The following is a 19,141-nucleotide window of genomic DNA, read 5'->3' as shown; positions in this document are numbered from 1 at the left end:
ATCGTGCAGAGCCGCACCCTGCGCCGGCATCGCACGCTCACCCGGCGCGCGCTGCAGCGGATGACGGGCGAGCGCTCGTCCACGCGCCTCGACACTGCGCGATCCCGGCAATGCGCCGGCGTAACGGACCGAGACGATGCCTGTCGCCGGACCGGCGGTTGCGCGCGTGGCGAGCGGGATCAGGGCCTGGGGCGGTAGACGACGATGCCCTGCGTGCGGGCGACGTACTCCATGAACGGCGAGTCCACGACCTTTTCGTTTTCCGGGCGCGATGAGGCATTGCGCAACATCGGACCCCGGTCGGTCATCACGAAGATGCCGACATGGCTGACGTCCAGCCCGGGCGCCGGCGAGTACCTGCCCACGTAGTCGCCGGTGCGCAGTTGCTGGAGCACCGTGCTGTCCACATTGGCGGCGGGGATGTAGGTGATGGTCCGCTGCACCACCGGCAATCCGGGCAGATAGTTGCTGCCGTCGGCTTTGAGATTGAGCGCCTTGTCCACGCTCTCGGCGTTGGGGCTGAGCGTTGCGGTGATGTCGTCGGCAAGCTGGTAGGGACGCGCGACCCAGTCCGAAAAGAAGTGCTTGCGCGAGGTGAAGCCGATGACGCCATCGACGTAGCGGGTGAGGACCACGCGATCGACGAAGTCCTGCTGCGAGTGGGCATGGCGCGCCGCTTCGACATAGTCCAGATAGGTGAAGCAATCCAGGCCCCTGAAGTCGATGATCAGCCGCTCCGGCGTGGTGGCCGATCCTTGCAGCATGTTGGCCTGATACGGCGTGCCGAGGAATTCCGCCGAGAGCAGCTTGATCAGATGCCCCGGACTCAGGCCGCGATGCGTGGATGCCTGGTGCAGCACGCGGTCCAGGGTCTGCAGCGTGGACGGGTCCATGTCCGCGCGTGCCGGGCCAGAGGGCTGCACGGTCGCCGATGGCGTGGACGCATGCACGGGCAGATCCGCCGCGCAGCCTGCGGCAAGCAACGCGGTCAACATCACGGAGGCAGGCCTGAACATGGAAGCTCCAACTCCTTGAAGGAGAAATATCGGCAGGTGAGGGATGCACGGTGCAGCAATGCGCAGCGACAGACGCGCCAGTACTGTAGCGCCATCGCCAGCGCGCGCTTGAAGCAGTGCGCAGTTCGGTACGCCGAAACGATCCGGCGAAACTCTCCAGGCCGCGCAGGGCCGGGACATCGCTACATGGGACGGATGCAACACAGTGCGCCATCATCCGGCCTGTCGGCGGTAGGCAAGCCGGAATCGTCGCCAGCCACCAACCGCAGCCCTACCTGCCGGTCGATGCTGCCGAGTGCGCAACTCACCCGCGCCGCAGCAGCATCTGCGTCATCAGGGCGCGCAGGGCCGGCGGCCGCACCGGTTTGGCCAGGAACCCCCAGCCCAGGTCGAGCGCATGTTCGCGCAGGGCCGGGTCGGGTTCGGCAGTGACCAGGATGACGCGCGGTTCGCGCTGCCAGCGTGCCACCAGCTGCGGCAGCAAGATGGGGCCGTAGTGCTCGCCCAGGCGCACGTCCAGCAACAGCAGCTCCGGCACCTCGTCGGCGTTGGCGGCGGCCAGTGCCTCGTCGGGGCCGCCGGCAAAGTCCACGCGGCATTCCCAGCGCTCCAGCAGGGCGCGGCTGGCCTCGCACACGCGCGGGTCGTCGTCCACGCACCACACGCGGCAGCCGTGCAGGATCGGGTCGTTGGCGTTGTCGGCGGTGCTGACCGGCGGCGGCAACTGCCTGGCAATGGACGCGCGCTCGCCCAGCGGCACGGTCACCGAGAACACGCTGCCGCTGCCCAGGGTGGAACGCAGGCCGATGCGGTGGCCGAGCAGCCGGCCGATGCGCTCGACGATGGCCAGCCCCAGGCCGGCGCCGCGGTCGTTGGCCACGCCGTCGTCCAGGCGTCGGAATTCCTCGAAGATCTCGTCCTGCAAGGCGTCGGGAATGCCCGGCCCCTGGTCGTGCACTTCGATGCGCAACCAGCCGCCGCGACGACGGCAGCCGATCAGCACGCGCCCACGCGGCGTATAGCGGATGGCGTTGGACAGGAAGTTCTGCAGGATGCGCCGCAGCAGGTTTTCATCGCTCAACACCACCGCCGAGGTAGGCACCCACTCCAGCACCAGGCCGCGGTCTTCGGCCAGGATGCCGAACTCGCGGGCCAGGGTTTCCAGCAGCGGGGCGATGGCGAAATCGCGCACCCGGGTCTTCAGGCTGCCGGCCTCCAGCCGCGAGATGTCGAGCAGGCTGTTGAGGATGGCGTCCTGGGCGGCGAGCGCGCCTTCGATGTTGTCGACCACGCGGGCGCCGCCGGCCTCGCGCACCTGCCCGCGCAGCACCGAGACGAACATGCGTGCGGCGTTGAGCGGTTGCAGCAGGTCGTGCACGGCCGAGGCGACGAAGCGGGTCTTGTAGCGGTTGGCGCTTTCGGCCTCGCGCTTGGCCGCGGCCAGGTCGCGGGTCCGCTCGGCCACGCGGTGTTCCAGCGCATCGGCCAGCGAGCGCAGTTCGCGCGCGGCGTTCTTGTAGCTGGTGATGTCGGCATAGCTGGTGACGAATCCGCCATCGGGCAGCGGATTGCCGCGGATTTCCAGCACCGTGCCGTCTTCCTTCTCGCTTTCGCGCATATGCGGCTTGCCGCTGCGCAAATGGTTCAGGCGGCGCTCGATCGCCGCTTCGATCGGCCCCGGTCCGAGCAGCCCGCGGCGTGCGTTGAAGCGGAACAGGTCTTCGATCGGGCGGCCGATCTTGAGCAGTTCCGGCGGGAAGCGGAACAGTTCCACATAGCGCGAATTCCACGCCACCAGATTCAGCGCCTCGTCGATCACCACCACGCCCTGCGGCAGGTGTTCCAGGCTGCGGCTCAAGCCGGCATTGGCCTGTTGCGCGGCGGTGACCACGCCATCCTGGGCAGTGCGCAATTCTTCGGCATGTTGTTGCAGCAGCGTCTCCAGCTCGTGCCGGCTGCGCTGGCGCAATGCCGACAGGCGCCGCCGCTGTTGCACGAACAACCACAGCAAGGCCAGCGCCAGCCACGCACCGGCCGCGGCGATCGCAGCGGCGCGGCCGGCCGCCGCGCTGGCGCGGGTGTCGTGCAGCAGGTGCAGGCGCCAGCCGCTCTCGGGCACCTCCAGGGTCTGCCACAGCACCGGGCCGGCGAGCGGTGGGTCGCTGACCTCGGCCAGCACGCCGCCGTTGCCGGTCTGCTCGATCAGCCGGCGCCGCAGCGGCAGCAGGTCCTGGTCGGCGTATTGGCGGGTGCTGCGCAACTCGCTGCGGTCGCGCAGGCTCAGCGGTGCCAGCATGCGGTAGCGCCACTGCGGGCGGCTGGCCAGGAACACCACCTGGTGCGCGTCGGAGGCCAGCACGATGTCCGGGGTCTGCAGCCACTCGCGTTCCAGCGCGGCCAGCGCGATCTTGATCACCACCACGCCCTGCACCTGGCCGTCGGTGTCGACGATGGCCTGCGACAGGAAGTAGCCCGGCTCGCTGGTGGTCATGCCGATGCCGTAGAAACTGCCGCTGCCGCTGGACAATGCCTGCTGGTAATACGGGCGGAAGGCGTAGTCCACGCCCACGTTGCTGCGCGCCGCGCGCCAGTTGCTGGCAGCCAACGCCAGGCCGTCGCGGTTGATGAGCGTCAGCGTGGAGGACTGGGTGACGTTGTTGGCCCGCTCGAGCTTGCGATTGAGCCGTTCCACCTGCGCGGCCGATAACGGCCCGGAGACCGCCGCGCGCAGTTCCGGGTCCAGCGCCAGGATCTGCGGCAGGGTGCGATAGCGATCGACGCGTTGCTGCAGGGCCTGCGCATACAGGCGCAGCTGGCGCCGCACGGTGGCGCTTTCCTCGTGCAGGGCGTTCTGTTCGACAAAGTGCCCGGCGGCAACCATGGCCACCAGCATGCCGCCCAGCACGATGGTCAGGGTGAGCAGCAGGCGGCGGCGTTGCGAGGCGTACATGCCGGCAAGTATGGCGGTGCACCGCTGCATCGTGCAGCTATCGGCACAGGGCCTGCGCCAGGCGCCGACACGGCCGCACCCACAAACGACTGCGGCCGCATCCCCGAAAGGAGGCGGCCGCAGGGGCACGTGCGCTGGTGTGGGCTGCCGCCTTGGCGCGTTGAAGGGAAGGCGCGCGCGGCCGATCAGGCCCGGGTTACTTCTGCGCCATCATGCTTAGAACTGCACCTGCGCGCGCAACTCCATCACGTGCGGGGTTTCATGCACGCCGTTGCGCGTGGCATCCACCCAGCTGTAGTTGGCCTGCATTTTGAAGTGGCTGGTGAGGTACCAGTTGGCGCCGATGGTGGTGTCGTGCTGGCGGCCGCCGCTGACGCGGTTGTCTTCCAGGTCCAGGCGGCTGTAGCGGGCGGTCAGCTCGACCGCGCCGTAGTCGTGCGCCGGCTTGATGTTGCCCGGGACGCCGCCGGCATAGCTGCGCGACTCGCCGGTCAGCGTCCAGGTGCCGTAGAGGTACTGACCCTGCGCGATGTAATGCGGCAGGTTGTCGTTGCGCGCCACCTCGGCGCGCAGCGCCTCGCTCTGCAGCGAGAACGGGCCGTGGATCCACACCGCTTCCACGCCGGTGCGGATCACATGGTCCACATCGAGAATGGTGCCGGTGTCGATCAGGCGCACGTCGGTCAGGCCGGCTTCCGGGCGGGCACGCAGGCGTACGCGCGGGCCGAACGACACGCCGCGGCCGTCGCTGAAGCCGCGCGGGTTTTCCACCGAGCCGGCGATGCCCAGGTGCAGCACGTCGCCTTCCGCCTTGCGCGGGGTCCAGGCGGCATGCACGGCCTGGGTGGTGCCCGGATTGTCACCCTGCAGATCCTTGCCGCCATAGGCGCCGGCCTGCAGCAGGTACTGCTGGCGCTCCAGCGTCCATTCCACGCCGGTGCGCCGGCCCTGGAACACCGCCTGCACCGGCAGGCCCAGTTCCATGAAGCTGCCCGCACGCGAGCTCTGCACCGCTTCCAGGCCCACCGGCACCTTCATGTAGCCCAGCCGCACGCGACCGTAATCCTGGCCGAACAAGGCCTTGGTCTCGACGCGGAAGAACACGTCCAGCCACAGCTTGGCCTCGAAGTCGAAATACACCATGGCGTCGTAGACGCCCTTCTTCCTGAGGGTGGCGCCGAATTCCTTGCGGCGGAAATCGGTGCGGTCTTCCAGGCGGTCGTCGCCGGAGAAGTTGTTGTCGTCGTAGGCGTAGTTGCCGGTCAGGCCGAGCTCGGTGCCATCACCGAAGGTGTATTTGGTGGGCCAGTTTTCCAGCGAGGTGGCCGCATTGGCGGCAGCGGGCGCGGCGGCGATGGCCAACGCGAGGACGAGCGGGGACAGGCGCATAGGTGTGTTCTTCGGCAATGAGAAGGGGCCGGGCGTCCTGCCATGGCGGTCGCACTGAACAGCTTCAGCAGGCGCGCAGTTTCCGGACGGCCAACGACACCGGAAGCGGTGCCTGCGTTAAACGGAATTAACGGCCGGTGGCGGCGCGGCTGAAGTGTAAGGCGACGTTCAGCGCGGCGACAGTGCGTAGTACCAATGGGCTATCGGCCAGGGCTGCGACGTACGGCCAGAATGCCCGCACCGGGTGCCTGCTCAGGCGCCCTCTATGTTCCCTCGGAGTGGCGTCATGCACATCAGCAAGCCTGCCGGCCCCTTGCCGGCGCCCGTTCCCTTTTACCGTCAGCTGTACTTCCAGGTGGTGGTGGCGATCGTCCTGGGTGCCCTGCTGGGCCACTTCGAGCCGGCCTTTGCCGAGAGCCTCAAGCCGCTGGGCGATGCCTTCATCAAGCTGGTGAAGATGATCATCGCCCCGGTGATCTTCCTGACCATCGTCACCGGCATCGCCGGCATGACCCACCTCAAGACGGTGGGCCGGGTGTTCGCCAAGGCGATGACCTACTTCCTGTTCTTCTCCACGCTGGCGTTGATCGTGGGCATGATCGTGGCGCACGTGGTGCAGCCCGGCGCCGGCATGAACATCAACCCGGCCGAGCTGGATCAGAGCGCGGTCAACACCTACGTGCAGAAGTCGCACGAGCTGAGCCTGGTCGGCTTCCTGATGGACATCATCCCGGCCACGCTGATCAGCGCGTTCGTCGATGGCAACATCCTGCAGGTGCTGTTCGTGGCGGTGCTGTTCGGCATCGCGCTGGCGCTGGTGGGCGAGCGCGGCCGCCCGGTGCTGAGCTTCCTGGAAGCGCTGACTGCGCCGGTGTTCCGCCTGGTGCATATCCTGATGAAGGCCGCGCCGATCGGTGCGTTCGGTGCGATCGCCTTCACCATCGGCAAGTACGGGGTGGAATCGCTGGTCAACCTGGCCTGGCTGGTGGGCTCGTTTTACCTGACCTCGCTGTTCTTCGTGCTGGTGATCCTGGGCATCGTCTGCCGGTTGTGCGGCTTTTCGGTGCTCAAGTTGATCCGCTATCTCAAGGCCGAGTTGCTGCTGGTGCTGGGCACCTCCTCGTCGGAGTCGGCGCTGCCCTCGCTGATGGAGAAGATGGAAAAGGCCGGCTGCGAGAAGTCGGTGGTGGGCCTGGTGGTGCCGACCGGTTACTCGTTCAACCTGGATGGCACCAACATCTACATGACCCTGGCCGCCTTGTTCATCGCCCAGGCCACCAACGTGGACCTGACCCTGGGCCAGCAGATCACCCTGCTGGCGGTGGCGATGCTCAGCTCCAAGGGCGCGGCCGGCGTGACCGGCGCCGGCTTCATCACCCTGGCCGCCACGCTGTCGGTGGTGCCGGACGTGCCGGTGGCCGGCATGGCGCTGATCCTGGGCGTGGACCGCTTCATGAGCGAGTGCCGCTCGCTGACCAACTTCATCGGCAACGCGGTGGCCACGGTGGTGGTGTCGCGCTGGGAAAATGCGCTGGACCGCGATCAGCTCAAGCTGGTGCTGGATGGCGGCTCGCCGCCGCTGCAGGCACCGGTGGCCTCGACCGACGTCGTCGCCCCGATCAGCGCACGCTGATGCTTCCTACGGCCCTGTATTCCGCCGGCGCTGCCGGCGGGATGCAGGGCCGTTTTCGCTTCGTGCCACCACTGGCCGCACCGCATCACGCGTTGCGGCATGCGATCTTCCTGCCGCGCCGACAGCTGCGCGACAGGCCCATGTTCAGGCAGGGGGGTAGAATTCAGTCCTCCTGCGCCTTCGAGACCCACAACGCCGATGTCCAACGACGACTTCAAACAGGCCGCCCTCGACTACCACCGCCAGCAGCCGGCCGGCAAGATCAAGGTCACCGCGACCAAGCCGATGCTGACCCAGCGCGACCTGTCGCTGGCGTATTCGCCGGGCGTGGCCTTCGCCTGCGAGGCGATCGTCGAAGAACCCACCCAGGCCAGCGAGCTGACCGCGCGCGGCAACCTGGTGGCGGTGATCACCAACGGCACCGCGGTGCTGGGCCTGGGCAACATCGGCCCGCTGGCGTCCAAGCCGGTGATGGAAGGCAAGGGCGTGCTGTTCCAGAAGTTCGCCGGCATCGACGTGTTCGACATCGAGATCAACGAGAACGACCCGGACAAGCTGGTCGACATCATCGCCAGCCTGGAGCCGACCTTCGGCGGCATCAACCTGGAAGACATCAAGGCGCCGGAGTGCTTCATCGTCGAGCGCAAGCTGCGCGAGCGCATGAACATCCCGGTGTTCCATGACGACCAGCACGGCACCGCGATCATCGTCGGCGCCGCCGTGCTCAACGCACTGGTGGTCACCGGCAAGAAGATCGAAGAGGTCAAGCTGGCCACCACCGGCATGGGCGCGGCCGGCATCTCCTGCGTCAACATGCTGGTCTCGCTGGGCCTGAAGCCGGAGAACATCCTGGCGCTGGACCGCGATGGGGTGATCCACACCGGCCGCACCGACCTGGACCCGGACAAGCAGCGCTACGCGCGCGACACCGACAAGCGCACCCTGGCCGAGATCGTCGAGGGCGCGGACATCTTCCTGGGCCTGTCGGCCGCCGGCATCCTCAAGCCGGAAATGGTCGCCAGCATGGCGCGCCAGCCGGTGATCTTCGCGCTGGCCAATCCCAACCCGGAAATCACCCCGGAAGCGGCCAAGGCGGTGCGTCCGGACTGCATCATCGGCACCGGCCGCTCGGACTACCCGAACCAGATCAACAACGTGCTGTGCTTCCCGTACCTGTTCCGCGGCGCGCTGGACGTGGGCGCCACCGGCATCAACGAGGAGATGAAGATCGCCTGCGTCAAGGCGATTGCGGCGATGGCACGGCGCGAGGCCTCCGACCTGGGCGCGGCCTATGGCGGCGAGACCCCGAGTTTCGGCCCGGAATACCTGATTCCGCGCCCGCTGGACCCGCGTCTGCTGGTGGAGCTGTCGTCCGCCGTTGCGCAGGCGGCGATGGATTCGGGCGTGGCCACGCGCCCGATCACCGACATGGAGGCCTACCGCGACAAGCTCGGCCAGTTCGTCTACCGCACCAGCCTGATGATGAAGCCGGTCTACGACCGTGCGCGCGCCGACAAGCAGCGCGTGGTGTATGCCGAAGGCGAGGAGGAAGTGGTGCTGCGCGCGGTGCAGAACGTGGTCGACGAAGGCCTGGCCTTCCCGATCCTGATCGGCCGCCCGGACGTGATCGAGGCGCGCATCGAGCGCATGGGGCTGCGCCTGACCGCCGGGGTGGATTTCGAGATCACCAACATCCTCGACGATCCCCGTTTCAACGAATACTGGCAGTACTACCACGCGCTTACCGAGCGTCGCGGCGTGACCGTCACTGCCGCCAAGGAACTGATGCGCTCGCGTCCGACCCTGATCGCCGCGGTGATGGTGGCGCGTGGCGAAGCCGATGCGATGCTGTCGGGTGTGGTCGGCCGCTTCCACAAGAAGCTGGGCTACGCGCGCAGCGTGATTCCGCTGGAACCGCGGGTGAGCTCCACCTCGGCGATGACCGGCGTGATCAACCAGCTGGGCGTGTTTTTCTTCCTGGACACGCATGTGCAGGAAGACCCGACCGTGGAGCAGGTGGTCGAAGCGACGCTGCAGGCCGCGTACCGCCTCAAGCTGTTCGGCATCGAGCCCAATATCGCGCTGCTGTCGCACTCCAACTTCGGCAGCCACGACTCGCGCGATGCGCTGAAGATGCGCCAGGTGCGCGAAGCCCTGCTCAAGCGCAAGCCCGAGCTCAACATCGATGGCGAAATGCAGGGCGACACCGCCTGGGACGAAGCGCTGCGCAAGCAGATCATGCCCAACAGCACGCTCAAGGGCCGTGCCAACCTGTTCGTGCTGCCGAACCTGGAAGCGGCCAACATCGCCTACAACCTGGTGCGCGTGTTCACCGACGGCGTGGCGATCGGCCCGATCCTGATGGGCATCTCCAAGCCGGTGCATATCCTCACCACCAGCGCCACCTCGCGCCGGGTGATGAACATGACCGCGATCGCAGCGGTGGACGCGCAGATCCGCAAGCAGCGCGATGCCGAGAAGAACGCTGGCGAAAAGAGCAGTAGCTGACCCGCGCACCGGGAAAACACCGAAAACCTACCCGCCAGCTGCACCATAAGCACCGCTCAAAGCCCCTCTCCCCCCGGGAGAGGGGTTGGGGNGAGCAGTAGCTGACCCGCGCACCGGGAAAACACCGAAAACCTACCCGCCAGCTGCACCATAAGCACCGCTCAAAGCCCCTCTCCCCCCGGGAGAGGGGTTGGGGCGAGGGTACGGTTCACCAGCCTCGCTGACGTTGCAATGGCACCCAGCTCCGATGGCAGTCACGCGACTCCAGATTGCATGCGTGCACGCATGCGCGGTCGCACCGCCCAAGGCTCCTCTCCCCCCGGGAGAGGGGTTGGGGTGAGGGTACGGTTCACCAGCCTCGCTGACGTTGCAATGGCACCCAGCTCCGATGGCAGTCACNCCTCTCCCCCCGGGAGAGGGGTTGGGGTGAGGGTACGGTTCACCAGCCTCGCTGACGTTGCAATGGCACCCAGCTCCGATGGCAGTCACGCGAATCTAGATTGAGTGCATGCGTGCGCGGTAGCCCACTTGCCTCAAAAAAAGCAGTGCGACCGTCGTTTCGATAAACCTCCGCCTCAACGCACCGCAGGCTCCGCCCCCAGCAACTCGATCTCCGCCAGCTGCACTTTCGCAGGCGCACTGAATCGCAGCCGATACGCGGCGTAGGCGCCAGGTGCGGCAATACGAAACGGCCGTGTCTGCAACGGCCATTCGAAGGTTTCCTCACGGCGCTGATCGACCACCGTCCACGCACCATCGGCCGCACGCGCTTCCAATGTCCAGCCACTGGCCGCAATGGCCGTATTGCCGCTGGTCAGCGTATACAGCGTCGGCGTGCCGCGCGCCATGCCGCCAAGCGTCAGCGTCGATGTTGATGCAACTGTGGCAATCGTTGCCGCATCGTCGTCATGCAAGGCAGTGACATCGCCACCATCGGCCAGCGTGATGCGCGCCGTGTCTCCGAGCACATCCTGTAATGGGGCAGGGCGCTTGCCCGCAGGGGTCAGCGACGGTGGCGCATCGTCCGGCCCGGTGCCCCAGCGCGAGGGCGCAGGCCCCATCACGAAGTCCAGCGTCGCACCCCTGGCGATGTCCGCATGCGGCAACCAGGTCTTGCGCCAGGGCTTTCCGTTGACCTTGAGCGATTGCACGTACACGTTCTGCGGCGAATTCTGCGGCGCATTGACCGTCAGCGTCCCGCCATCAGGCAAGCGCACGCTGGCATGCTTGAACAGCGGCGAGCCGATCACGTATTCCGGCGCGCCCATGCGCAACGGATACAGTCCCAGCGCCGCGAACAGATACCACGCCGACATTTCGCCGTTGTCCTCGTCACCGGGATAGCCCTGGCCGACCTCGCTGCCCAGGTACAGGCGTGCCAGGATCTCGCGGGTGATGCGTTGCGTCTTCCACGGCTGCCCGGCGTACAGATACATCCACGGGATATGGTGCGCGGTCTGGTTGCTGTGCGCATACATGCCCATCCGCACATCGCGCGCTTCGGTCATCTCGTGAATGGTGTTGCCGTAGGAGCCGGCGAACCTGGCCTCGGCGGTCTCGGGAGTGGCAAAGAACGTATCCAGTTTCGCTGCCAGGCGCGCGCGTCCTCCATGCAACGTCGCCAGGCCTTCACCATCGTGCGGCGCAGTGAATGCAAACGTCCAGCCGCTGGACTCGGTGTAATCGTGGCCCCATACGCGCGGGTCGTACCGTGCCGCGTCCACGCGCCAGTGGCCCTGCGGTGTGCGGCCCTGGAAGAACCCGATCGCCGGATCGAACAATGCCGCATACCCGGCCGCACGATGACGGAAATACAGCGCTTCGGTCGCATAACGCTCGCGCGCTGCTGCCGCCGTCGCCTGCTTGGACAACGCATCGGCCATGTTGGCGATACCGAAATCGTTGAGCGCGCCTTCCATCGACCACGACAGGCCTTCATGCGTGTCGGTATCGGCATACCCACGAAAGGTCGAACGTGGCATGCCCTTGCGGCCCACATGCCGATCCGGTGGCACCACGGTGGCGTTCTTCAGCGCTGCCGCATACGCCTCGGCCGGATCGAAGCCTTGCACGCCCTTGCGCCAGGCATCGGCAAACGCCACGTCGGAACTGGTGCCCACCATCAGATCGGCATACCCGGGCGACGACCAGCGCGCCACCCAGCCGCCCGCGCGCGACTGCTCCAGAAAGCCTTGCACCAGCGCACCGGCAGCGTCGGGCGCGAACAAGGCGTACGCCGGCCACGCGGTGCGGAAGGTGTCCCACAAGCCGTTGTTGACATAGACCCGGCCATCGCGGATCGGCGCAAAGCTGCGCACCGCGCTGCCATCGATGTTGTCGTCCGACCAGCTGCTCTGGCTGGCGTAACGCCAGTCCGGTGCGCTGGCGCTGCCGACGTTCTCGTGGCCGGAGTTGGGATACAGGTGCAGGCGGTACAGGTTGGAATACAGCGTGGTCTTCTGGTCGGCGGTGGCGTCGGGCACCTCCAGGCGACCCAGCAATGCATCCCAGGCCTGCTGCGCCCGCGCGGCAACCTGCTCGAATGTTGCCTGCGGCGCGATTTCCAGTGCCAGGTTGTGCCTGGCCTGCTCGAGCGAGATCAGCGAGGTGGCAATGCGCATCTGCACCTGCCGGGTGCTGCCTGCAGCGAACTTGATCCAGCCGGTGGGCCGGCCGGTGTCGCTCAGGCCGCTGGCTTTCCACGGCGTGTCGAAGCTGGCATGGACATACATGCGCGTGGCGCCGGTCGACAGCCCGCTACGTACATCGGTGTAGCCGGAAAGCGTCTGTGTCGCCGCATCCAGCCGCAGCGCGCCGCGCGCGTCCACATTGTCGAACACCAGATTGGCATCGCCGTGCGCCGGGAAGCGAAAGCGGAACAGCGCGGCATGGTCGGTCGGTGCGATCTCGGCCTGGATCCCGTTGTCCAGCTGCACCGCGTAGCGATAGGGGCGCGCAGTTTCATTGGCGTGCGAAAACGCCAGTGCACGCTGTTTGCGATCGGCTGGCGGCACGCCGGCCGCCAGCGACGGCATCACCTGAAAGGTCTGGCGGTCGCCCATCCACGGGCTGGGCTGATGGCTGAGCGACAAGGCCTGCAGGCGCGGGCGATTGTCCGCATCGTTGTGTTCGTTCCAGCGGTACAGCCAGGTCAGCGTGCCCGCATCGGTCACCGGCGTCCAGAAGTTGAAGCCATGTGGCACCGCGGTTGCCGGAAAATTATTGCCGCGCGAGAACGTGCCATTGGACTGCGTGCCGCGCGTGGTCAGCACCCAATCCGACGGGCGCGTTACCGGCGTCAGCGGTACCTCGGCAAGCGCGATATCGTCGATCCAGCCGGTAGCGGTCGCGCCTGCGGGCGGCACGACGTCCAGCTCGATCGCACGCACACGGCGGCCACGCAGGCCGGGCACGTCGCCCAGCCGCACCGCCTTGCGCGCCCATTGCTGCGGATACAGCGTCTTCGACTCGCCTTGCGCCCGCGCACCGAGCGCGATGCCATGCTGATCGCGCGCAGCACTGGCCGACACGCGTGTGCCGTCGTCCAGCAGCAGATCCAGCGACACAAAGGTCGACGCCACATGCGCGCCGTCCACGCTCTCGGGCAATACCAGCCAGGACAGCGTGGTATCGGCATCGATCGGGATCTCGCCGGTCAACAAGGTGCGCCGCCCACCTGCGCCACGGCTGTCGTACCGCAGCGCATGCGCACCGCTGTAGCCGGCGTTCGGCCTGGCCGCATACGGCGCGGCCGGACCGGTGCCGATGGCGATCTGCACATCGCCTGCCGCCGCGCTCACCGGCAACGGCTGACCGGCTTCGAACGAGGTCGACAACCCGGTCGCCGCACCCACCGACAGCGGCGCAGCGACGCCCAGGGCAACAACCAGCCGGAACCACAGGTCACGCGGATGCAGCAGCACAACAGACGAGGTCACGTGGCGATGTCTCCTTGGGGGCGATGTCGCAGGGCAGGGCCGGCTGGTCGGTGCGCGCGATCCGGGCACGGCGCGCACGCCGGGGCGGTGCGCCATCGTGTGGCGATGATAAGCGCGATGTTCCGGTGTGGCTGCCTGGCGCTGCCGGCCGGGGGCAGGCAGCGCCGGAGCTGCCGCAGCGTTCCCAGACCTTGGCCGCGCCAGGGGAGCGCCGAAACAAGCACCCGAACCGGCCTGGTCGGGCCAATGGGCCGATCACCACGCAGGCTGCTAGAATCCGCGCTCTGCCTTTGCCCCTACGATCGTGCCGCCATGAGCCAGACCGCCACCGCGCCCGCCAATGCCGAATCGCGCTACACCGTGCATCGCGGCGATCTGCCGCTGAGCTGCCCGACGCCGCAGATGGCGTTGTGGAACTCGCATCCGCGCGTGTATCTGCCGATCGAAGACGAGCCCAACTGCGAAGCCAAGTGCCCGTACTGCGGCGCGCTGTTCGTGCTCGCCGACTGATCCTGGCCGGATGCACCGCCTGACCGTGGTGCAACTGCTGCCGGCGCTGCAGTCCGGCGGCGTCGAGCGCTCCACCCTGGAAATCGCCGCTGCGCTGGTGCGTGCCGGCCACCGCGCAGTGGTGGTGTCGGCCGGTGGCCGGCTGGTCCAGCCGCTGCTGGAGGCGGGCGGCGAACATCTGACCCTCGATATCGGACGCAAGTCGCTGCTGACCCTGCGTCACGTGGTCGGCCTGCGCCGGCTGTTCACCGAACTGGGCGCCGACATCGTGCATGCACGTTCGCGCCTGCCGGCCTGGCTGGGCTGGTACGCGTTGCGCGGCATGCCGCAGGCCACCCGGCCACGCTTCGTCACCACCGTGCACGGGCTCAACTCGCCCAGCCGCTACAGCGCGGTGATGACCTATGGCGAGCGGGTGATCTGCGTGTCGCAGACGGTGCGCGAGTACGTCTGCACGCACTATCCGCAGACCGACACCGCGCGCCTGCGCACGATCCCGCGCGGTGTCGACATCGCCCAGTTTCCGCGTCGCCCGCAGCCGGACCGCCGTGCGCGCAGCTGGGCACAGAGCGTGCTGCCCGGCTTGCCGGCCGATGCGCCGCTGCTGCTGCTGCCCGGGCGCGGCACGCGCCTGAAGGGGCACGCCGACGGCCTGCAATTGCTCGCCGAGGTCCGCGCTGCCGGCGTGCCGGCCTGGTTGTGGCTGCCGGGCGCGCGCGAGCCGGGCCGCGATGCCTATCTGCGCGAGCTGGAAGCCGAGGCCGCCAGACTGGGCGTGGCCGAGGCGGTCGCCTTCACCGAACCCACCGCACGCATCGCCGAGGCCTATGCCGCCAGCGATCTGGTGCTGCAGCTGTCGCGCAAGCCCGAGGCCTTCGGCCGCACCGTGGTGGAGGCCCTGTCGGTGGGCCGGCCAGTGCTGGGGTGGGCGCATGGCGGCGTCGGCGAGCTGCTGGCCGAGCTGCAACCCGGCGGCGCGGTGCCGGCCTTCGATGCCGCTGCCTTGCGCACCCAGGCGCTCCAGTTGCTGCAGCAGGCGCCGCCACCGCCCGCCGTGCTTCCCTATACGTTGCAGGCCATGCAAGCGGCCACCCTGAAGGTCTATGACGAACTCCGCCGCTGAGGCCATCCCTCCCGCGTCCGTGCTGACGCCCGATGCCGGTCGCTGGGCGCCGCTGTGGGTGCTCCTGTTCGTGGCGCTGTGGCCCACGCCTGGGCTGGCCGAGACGGTGTTGTCGCTGGGCGCGCTGTTTGCGGCGTATCGCCTGCTGCATGCGCGGTTCCGCGGCGGCACCCGGCTGCTCAGCGGTGCGGCCTGGGCGCTGACCAGCGTGTTCTTCTTCGCGTACTGGCTGCCGCAGATGCTGTCGGCGTTCGATGCGGTGGACGTGGGCCGCGCGCTGCGCAAGTCGGCCACCGATCTGCGCTATCTGCCGTTCATGTGGTTGTGCGCGATCGCGGTGGCCAATGCGCAGCGGCGTCGGCGCACCTTCACCGGCCTGGCAGTGATCGGCGCGGTGTGGACGCTGGATGCGCTGCTGCAGGCCGCGTTCGGCAACAGCCCGTTGTTCTTCGGCCTGGATCAGATCAAGCAGCTGATCAGCGGGCATGGCCTGTGCACGCCGCAGGAGCTGGCCCTGGTCGACCGCCTCAGCGGCGTGCTGGGGCCGTGCAACCTCAAGTTCGGCCAGACCCTGGCCAGCCTGTCGCCCTTCCTGTTGCTGGCGCTTGGCCGGCGCCATGCCTGGGCCTGGGCAGGCGCGGCGGCGGCGGTCGGGGTGGTGTTGGTGCTGGCGGGTTCGCGGGCGTCGTGGATCACCTATGGCGTGATCGTGCTGCTGTCCGGCTGGCAGTTGCTGGGTGGCCGTCGCCTGCTGGGAGTGGCGCTGATCGGCGCGCTGCTGGCGGCCGGCGTGGTGGCGGTGGCGCCGCAGGCGCGCGAGCGCATCCAGCGCACCGCCCTGGCCTTTAGCGATGGCGAGCAAGGCGTCGACCAGGCCCTGTCCGGGCGTGCGCAGATCTGGGGCGCGGCGCTGTGCATGATCCGCGCGCATCCGCTCAATGGCGTGGGCGCACGCGGATTTCGGCAGGCGTATCCGGCCTGCAATCCGGCCCCCGCGCAGGCGCCGGCATGGGGTGACGGGCCGGCCTTCCATGCGCACCAGATCGTGCTGGAAATCCTTGCCGAAACCGGGGTGATCGGCTTGCTGCTGTGGCTGGCCGGTGCGGCCCAGGCCTGGCGCGCGTGGCGCTACTCCAGCCTGGCCGCGCGCGCGCAGGCACGCCCGGCGATGATCGCGCTGGTGGCAACCGTGTTCCCGCTCAATACGCATCTGGCGTTCTATTCCAGCTTCTGGGGCGGGCTGAGCCTGATGCTGGCCGGCCTGTATGCCGGTGCCTTGCTCAACGACGATGCCGACCAGGCGCAATTGCGCTAACCCTGGCGATCAAGGCGATTGCCGTAATCGGCGGAAGGGCGCGGCAGGCTTAGATCACCCGTCCACTGCGGTTGCAGGCGCGCTGTGCGCATGCATGCGGAAAGCCGCCGCGACCCATTCCGCTGCTGGGAGATGCACAACAAGGCAGGAGGCTGCGAACGCAGGCGTGATGCGGCTGCGCTGCGGCGGCATCACCGGTAAAAATCGCTGCGCCCACCCGGCTGGCGCTTGAAGCGGCGGTGGATCCACAGGTACTGGTCCGGCGCCTCGCGCACCATGTCCTCGATCGCCGCATTGACCTGCGTGGTATCGGCGATCACATCGTCGGAGGGGATGTCGGCCAGCGGCGGTGCGATCTTGAGGAGGTAGCGGCCACCCTCGCGCCGATGGAAATACGGCACCACTGCGCAGCCGGTCAACCGCGCCAACTGGTGGGTGGCGGTGATGGTGGACGCCGGATGCCCGAAGAACGGCACGAACACGGTGTCCTTGCCGCGCATGTCCTGGTCCGGCGCGTACCACAGGAAACCGCCGCGCTTGAGGTGCTTGATGGTGGCGCGCAGATCCTCGTTGGCGAACATGTGCGTGGCATAGCGCAGCCGCCCGCGCTTGACCGCCCACTCGAACACCGGGTTGCGATGCCTGCGGTACATGCCGGCCAGCGGCACGTGGTCGCACAGCAGCCGCCCGCACATTTCCAGCGTCATGAAGTGGCCGGACACCAGCAATACACCGCGCTTTTGTTCCTGCAGGCGCTGCAGGTGCTCCAGCCCCTCGACCTGCACGCCCGGACGGATCGCATCGATGCTGCCCCACCAGGCACGCGCGAATTCGAACAGGCCCACGCCCAGCGCATCGAAACTGTCGCGCAACAGTCGCGCCCGCCAGGCATCGTCCTGCTCGGGAAAACACAGTTTGAGATTGACCTCGGCAGCGCGCCGGCGCGTGCCCGCCAGGCGCATCGCGATCCAGCCCACGCCGCGCCCGAGCGCACGCTGCAGCATCCAGGGCAGGCGTCCGGCGATCACCATGACGGCAAGGGCCAGGTACATCGGCCAGTGCCTGGGATTGCGCAGGGAAGGGCGGACAGCGACGTTGGCGGACTCGGACATGCGCCAATTCTAAGGGATCGCGTGTGCGGGGCGGCGCGCACATGCGCACGCTGCAACGCTCCCGTATCCTGCACCGATGCGGAAAGACCCGATCGAATGGCTGTTGCGCGGACTGTACTCGGCGCTGTTGTACCTGTTGCTGCCGGTGACGGTGTACCACCTGGTGTGGCGTGGGTTTCGCGTGCGCGAATACTTCAACCGCTGGAACGAGCGCTACGCCTCCTACACGCATGCCTGCGGTCGCCCGCGCGTGTGGGTGCATGCGGTGTCGGTGGGCGAGGTCAATGCCGCCGCGCCGCTGGTCAACGCCTTGCGTGCGCAGCGCCCGGATATCCGTTGGGTCATCACCACCATCACCCCCACCGGCTCCGAGCGTGTGCGCGCGGTCTGGGGCGATGCAGTGGACCACGTGTATCTGCCCTATGACGTGCCGGGCAGCGTCGGCCGCTTCCTGGAGCATTTCCGCCCGCGCCTGGCGTTGATCCTGGAAACCGAGCTGTGGCCGAACATGCTGTTCGGCTGCCGCGACCGCAGGATTCCGGTGTACATCCTCAATGCGCGGCTGTCGGCGCGCTCGCTGCGTGGCTATCGCCTGCTGGCACCGTTGATCAGCCGCGCGCTGCGCAGCGTCACCTGCGTGGCGGCGCAGTCGCACGACGATGCCGAACGCTTCGTCACGCTGGGTGCGCGGCCCGACCAGGTGATCGCGCTGGGCAATCTCAAGTTCGATATCGCCGCGCCTGCGCAGCTGCAGGCCCTGGTCGCGCAGTTCCGCACGCACGTGCCGGCCTCGCGGCCGGTGTGGATTGCCGCCAGCACGCACGAAGGCGAGGAGGCGGCCGTGGCCGACATCCATGCGCGCCTGTTGCTGCAGTTTCCGGATCTGCTGATGTTATGGGCGCCGCGCCACCCCGAGCGCTTTCCCAAGGTCGAGGCCGTGGCGCGCGAGCGTGGCTGGGCGGTGTCCACGCGCAAGAGCCAGCAATGGCCGCAGGCGCGCGACAAGGTGTTCGTCATCGATACCCTGGGCGAACTGATGAGTTTCTATGCCTGCGCACAGGTCGCCTTCGTCGGCGGCAGTCTGCAGCCGATCGGCGGGCACAACCTGCTCGAGCCGGCGGCAGTCGGCACGCCGGCCGTCACCGGCCCGCATCTGCATAACTTCTCGGAGATTTCGCGGCGCATGCGCGAGGCCGACGCGGTGGCCATCTGCGAGGACGCAGACAGCGTGTATCACGATCTCGCGCGCCTGCTCGGCGACCCTGCCCAGCGTGAAGCAATGGCCGCGGCAGGGCTGGCACTGGTCGCCAACGGCAAGGGCGCAGTGGCGAGGACGCTGGTGCAGATCGCGCCGGACCTGCCGCCGGTGGTGAGCGAGGGCGTGGCGTCCTGAGCATCTCATTGCTGTTGCGTCGCAGTGTGCAGCGCCACTGAAACATGCATGCCGACCAGCTTGGTGGTCTTTGCCCACCGTCGCCGGACCTGATGCAGCACGGATGCCGCATAAGCGCCTTCAGGCACGGATTCACGGCCTGTCCCGCGATGGTGGGCGGGCAAGGGCTCGCTGCCAACGCGTGGATGATCGGCTTGCATGCGATGGCATCACCCACGAAAAAGGCGGGCCTGCGCCCGCCTTTTCAGTTACCT

Annotated in this window: 11 protein-coding genes; 6 read left to right on the top strand and 5 right to left on the bottom strand. The window is 67.8% G+C overall.

The window, feature by feature from the left end; translation table 11 throughout:
- Positions 1-179: 179 nt before the first annotated feature.
- The 3 genes from C0541_RS16605 to C0541_RS16595 form a co-directional block, all read right to left on the bottom strand.
- On the bottom strand, positions 180-1,016 hold the full coding sequence (locus C0541_RS16605; protein WP_115049992.1) for a DUF1460 domain-containing protein: 837 nt from the start codon (positions 1,014-1,016) through the stop codon (positions 180-182).
- Positions 1,017-1,320: 304 nt separating this feature from the next.
- The gene (locus tag C0541_RS16600) at positions 1,321-3,966 is read right to left on the bottom strand and encodes a hybrid sensor histidine kinase/response regulator (protein ID WP_115049990.1); all 2,646 of its coding nucleotides are present in this window, start codon (positions 3,964-3,966) and stop codon (positions 1,321-1,323) included.
- Positions 3,967-4,182: 216 nt separating this feature from the next.
- Positions 4,183-5,355, bottom strand: a complete 1,173-nt coding sequence (locus C0541_RS16595; protein WP_115049989.1) for an OprO/OprP family phosphate-selective porin — start codon at positions 5,353-5,355, stop codon at positions 4,183-4,185.
- A 286-nt stretch (positions 5,356-5,641) separates the two neighbouring features.
- On the opposite strand from C0541_RS16595, the gene C0541_RS16590 reads away from it, so the two are divergent.
- Both C0541_RS16590 and C0541_RS16585 read left to right on the top strand, forming a co-directional pair.
- Positions 5,642-6,988 carry a dicarboxylate/amino acid:cation symporter gene (locus tag C0541_RS16590; RefSeq protein ID WP_115049987.1) on the top strand — a complete coding sequence of 449 codons (1,347 nt, stop codon included), beginning with the start codon at positions 5,642-5,644 and terminating at the stop codon, positions 6,986-6,988.
- A gap of 198 nt (positions 6,989-7,186) precedes the next feature.
- Positions 7,187-9,496, top strand: a complete 2,310-nt coding sequence (locus C0541_RS16585) for an NADP-dependent malic enzyme (RefSeq protein WP_115049985.1) — start codon at positions 7,187-7,189, stop codon at positions 9,494-9,496.
- A gap of 575 nt (positions 9,497-10,071) precedes the next feature.
- Here C0541_RS16585 and C0541_RS16580 read toward each other — a convergent pair.
- Positions 10,072-13,434 (bottom strand): GH92 family glycosyl hydrolase, encoded by a 3,363-nt coding sequence (locus C0541_RS16580; RefSeq protein WP_115049983.1) that lies wholly within the window; start codon positions 13,432-13,434, stop codon positions 10,072-10,074.
- Between the two features lie 312 nt (positions 13,435-13,746).
- Here C0541_RS16580 and C0541_RS16575 point away from each other — a divergent pair, with 312 nt between their 5' ends.
- From C0541_RS16575 to C0541_RS16565, 3 genes are read left to right on the top strand one after another with little or no spacing between them, the layout of a single operon-like run.
- Positions 13,747-13,944 (top strand): zinc-finger domain-containing protein, encoded by a 198-nt coding sequence (locus tag C0541_RS16575; protein WP_006451050.1) that lies wholly within the window; start codon positions 13,747-13,749, stop codon positions 13,942-13,944.
- Between the two features lie 10 nt (positions 13,945-13,954).
- Positions 13,955-15,067 carry a glycosyltransferase gene (locus tag C0541_RS16570; RefSeq protein ID WP_115049982.1) on the top strand — a complete coding sequence of 371 codons (1,113 nt, stop codon included), beginning with the start codon at positions 13,955-13,957 and terminating at the stop codon, positions 15,065-15,067.
- Positions 15,048-16,382, top strand: a complete 1,335-nt coding sequence (locus tag C0541_RS16565; RefSeq protein ID WP_115049980.1) for an O-antigen ligase family protein — start codon at positions 15,048-15,050, stop codon at positions 16,380-16,382. Before C0541_RS16570 ends, C0541_RS16565 begins: the two co-directional genes overlap by 20 nt.
- 191 nt (positions 16,383-16,573) lie before the next feature.
- On the opposite strand, the gene C0541_RS16560 is transcribed toward C0541_RS16565, so the two are convergent.
- On the bottom strand, positions 16,574-17,494 hold the full coding sequence (locus tag C0541_RS16560) for an LpxL/LpxP family Kdo(2)-lipid IV(A) lauroyl/palmitoleoyl acyltransferase (protein ID WP_115049978.1): 921 nt from the start codon (positions 17,492-17,494) through the stop codon (positions 16,574-16,576).
- A 76-nt stretch (positions 17,495-17,570) separates the two neighbouring features.
- Here C0541_RS16560 and waaA point away from each other — a divergent pair, with 76 nt between their 5' ends.
- Positions 17,571-18,887: a lipid IV(A) 3-deoxy-D-manno-octulosonic acid transferase gene (gene waaA, locus C0541_RS16555; RefSeq protein ID WP_115049976.1), complete on the top strand. Its 1,317-nt coding sequence runs from the start codon at positions 17,571-17,573 to the stop codon at positions 18,885-18,887.
- The last annotated feature ends 254 nt before the right edge of the window (positions 18,888-19,141 follow it).

The organism is Xanthomonas arboricola (assembly GCF_003353015.1).
GTDB classification, from domain to species: Bacteria; Pseudomonadota; Gammaproteobacteria; order Xanthomonadales; family Xanthomonadaceae; genus Xanthomonas; species Xanthomonas arboricola_E.
This window is presented reverse-complemented; position numbering and strand designations above follow the sequence as displayed.